Annotated in this window: 2 protein-coding genes; both read right to left on the reverse strand. The window is 43.9% G+C overall.

What is annotated here, in order from left to right:
* Positions 1-399 precede the first annotated feature (399 nt).
* Positions 400-1,662 carry an isocitrate dehydrogenase (NADP(+)) gene (icd, locus tag Q7P41_RS11080; protein ID WP_303884271.1) on the reverse strand — a complete coding sequence of 421 codons (1,263 nt, stop codon included), beginning with the start codon at positions 1,660-1,662 and terminating at the stop codon, positions 400-402.
* Positions 1,663-1,674: 12 nt separating this feature from the next.
* Positions 1,675-3,597: aconitate hydratase (locus tag Q7P41_RS11085; protein WP_303884272.1), on the reverse strand; the 1,923-nt coding region annotated here is incomplete at its 5' end.

The raw sequence follows: 3,597 nt of genomic DNA on the forward strand, positions 1-3,597 counted from the left end.
TTTTTATGGTCATTGGCGCTTCTGCAGTTTTTCTTTTTACCCGAGAATTCTTTTTATCCACGAGGCCCATAGTGATATTCTCCGCCTTTAGCTTCATTTTTACGCTCTAGCAGCATTAGTTAATGAAAATATGCCTCTTCTTCCAAACTTCTGGAGCGCTTTAAATTTCTCCCGAAGCTCAAGGGGATTTGATGATATACATCTGTAAGCACTAACCCCATAGCTGCAAGCTCGCGTAGCGCTTTGGGTCGCTTCGTCAACATATTACAAAAGAAAGCGCTGCCAAATAAATATAAAAAATAGGCAGTCTCGTCGTACAAGGCGAGACGCCATGCTACGAAAAGAGATTATAAGGGTATTTAGCTTTTATAACTTCGCAAGGATGGTCTTAAGTCAATACTACATATTTTGACATAGTGTTTCCGCATATTTAGAACACGATACTTCCGTTGCTTTCTCCATTTGTCTTGCCAAATCATAGGTCACAACACGAGACTGTATGGTCCTTTCTACAGCCGAAACTATAAGTTCAGCTGCTTCTTTCCAACCAATATGATCTAACATCATGGCGGACGAGAGGATCAAAGAAGTAGGATTGACTTTATCCAAATCTGCATACTTTGGCACTGTGCCGTGAGTAGCCTCAAACACAGCCGCTTCATCTCCTACGTTAGCACCAGGAGCCATGCCTAATCCTCCTGCCGTAGCAGCTATCGCATCGGAAAGGTAATCTCCATTTAAGTTGGGAGTGACTATGACATCGTAATCTTCCGGCCTGAGCAAAATCTGCTGGAACATGGCATCGGCAATTCTATCCTTTACTAATATCTTGTTATCCGGCAAGCTCTCCGCTGTTTTTCCTCTAGCCTCGCCCTCGGTAATGACTTGACCTGAAAATTCTTCTTCTGCCACTTTGTAACAACATGCCCTAAATAATCCTTCGGTGTATTTCATGATGTTTCCCTTATGCACTATTGTTATGCTGGATCTATTTTGTTCGATTGCATATTTAATCGCTTTGCGCATTATTCGCTTAGACCCGAAAGCCGAAATGGGCTTAATGCCAAGCCCGATATCTTCCCGCAAAGAAACGCCCATTTCTTCCGTCAAAAAATTTCTGATCTTCATACATTCGACGCTGCCCTTCGGCCATTCTATCCCAGCATAGACGTCTTCCATGTTCTCCCTAAATACGACCATGTTAACTTTCCAGGGATCCCTTAAGGGAGATGGTACTCCGTCGAAATAACGAACCGGCCTGATGCAGGCGTACAGCTCAAGTGCTTGCCTGAGCCTGACGTTGATGCTTCGAATCCCACCGCCTACAGGTGTTGTCAAAGGTCCTTTTATCGCAACTTTAAAATACTTAATAGCTTCAAGGGTATCGTCAATAAGCCAGTTGCCAAATATTTTATTGCATTTCTCGCCTGCATATATCTCCCAAAAGTAAATCTTTCTATTTCTTCCGTATGCCTTGTAAACAGCATTTTCCGTAACCATTTTCATGGCCCGAGTTATATCGGGTCCGATTCCATCCCCTTCAATAAAGGGAACAACAGGATCGTTCGGTACAATTAGTTTGCCTTCATCTCTCATGGTAATGGGGGAACCAGAAGAAGGCATATCTATGTTTGTCAGCTTGAGCCCAGGAAAATCTGTCATTTAAGCTACCTCCTAATCAAGAGAAGCATTTAATCTAATCCAATTGAGCTTGCCGCCTGCTTTAACGATATCTAAATCATCGCTGCTCAATGGACATATAACTGGAATTTCTATATTTTTCGTTAAATTCCGCAAAACCGCTTGAGATCCGACATTCAGTTGACCGACATTGAAGAAAAGTTTATCATCTCGATCTATTTTCTCGTAGTCCTCTATATTGACAAAAATTAAGGGCAATATACCGAAGTTAACCAGATTCGCAAGATGGATGCGGGCAAAGCTCTTAGCTATAACGGCCTTAACGCCTAAATACCTTGGCGCTAAAGCGGCATGCTCCCTGCTTGATCCTTGACCGTAATTCACCCCCGCTACGATAAATCCGCCTTTAAGCTCCTTGGCCCTTTTTGCAAAATCTGGATCCACAACTTCAAAGACATGCTCTGAAATAGCGGGAATGTTGGATCGTAACGGCAGGAATTTAGCTCCTGCAGGCATTATATGATCCGTCGTAATGTCATCTCCTACCTTTATCAAGACCTTCCCTTCAAGTTTGTCGGGCAACGGACTCATTTCAGGCAATGGTTTGATATTAGGTCCTCTTCGAACAGTAATTCTCTCCGGCTCAGGCGAGGGAGCTATGAACATTCCTTCGTCGATTACGAGATTTGAAGGCGTCTCAAAATGATATGGATCTACATCAATTTCCCTAGGGTCAGTAATCACCCCTGTGATACAAGCTGCTGCGGCCACTTCAGGGCTGGCAAGATATACCTTTCCGCTGGTATGCCCGCACCTTCCGTAAAAGTTACGATTTATCGTTCTCACGGAAACGCCATCTGTAGGAGGTGCAAATCCCATACCTACACATGCTCCACAACTTGCCTCTAAAATCCTCACACCCGCTGCAATTAAGTCCTCGATGGCTCCTTCCACATTCGCCTGCAACAGAATTTGCCTACTCCCAGGCGAAAGCCCAGCATCGACATTGGGATGAATTCTTTTGCCCTTGAGCATATGCGCTATGGTTAAAATATCCCGTAGCGAGGAGTTCGTACATGAACCGAACATTACTTGATCTACCCGAGTACCCGCAACTTCCTTAACTGGCACTACGTTATCGGGCAAAAAGGGTTTTGCGACCATTGGCTCCAATGAAGACAAGTCTAAATTAATTTCTTCGTCATAGATAGCATCCTCATCTGGATACAAAGGCACCCAGTCTCGCTCTCTTCCTTGGGCTCTTAGCCACTCTCGTGTCACTTCGTCACTTTGGAATATAGATGTAGTAGCACCTGTTTCAGCTCCCATGTTAGTTATCGTGGCTCTTTCACTTACACTTAAGGATTTAACACCGGGACCACAATATTCGAGGGCTTTTCCCACTCCGCCTTTAACCGAAATACGCCGCAAGACCTCTAATATTACGTCCTTTGCAGATACAAAAGGAGAAAGCTCTCCCGTTAGATAAACTCTTATAATTTTTGGCATTATAACAGAAAAAGGCTCGCCCGCCATTGCCATAGCTACATCCAAACCACCGGCACCAATAGCAAGCATGCCGATACCGCCTGCTGTAGGGGTATGAGAGTCACTGCCAAGGAGAGTCCTTCCCGGAACTGCAAAACGCTCAAGATGAACATGATGACAAATACCATTACCAGGCCTTGAAAACATTAGCCCGTATTTAGCAGCCATATCCTGCAAAAACCTGTGGTCATCTGGGTTTTTAAAATCTTCTTGAATCATGTTGTGATCAACATAAGCTACGGACAATTCCGTTTTCACACGTTTAACTCCTGTGGCTTCAAGCTCCAACATGGCCATAGTTCCTGTGGCATCGTGAATCAATGTCTGATCTATCTTAATAGCCACAGAAGATCCCTTGGTCATATCCCCTTTGATTAAATGTTGTTTTATTATCTTTTCAGTTATAGT

This window comes from Acetomicrobium mobile, assembly GCF_937920065.1.

Bases quoted from the DNA above. Each gene is read 5' to 3' on its own strand.
- icd (WP_303884271.1), bottom strand. From the start codon at position 1,662: ATGACAGATTTTCCTGGGCTCAAGCTGACAAACATAGATATGCCTTCT.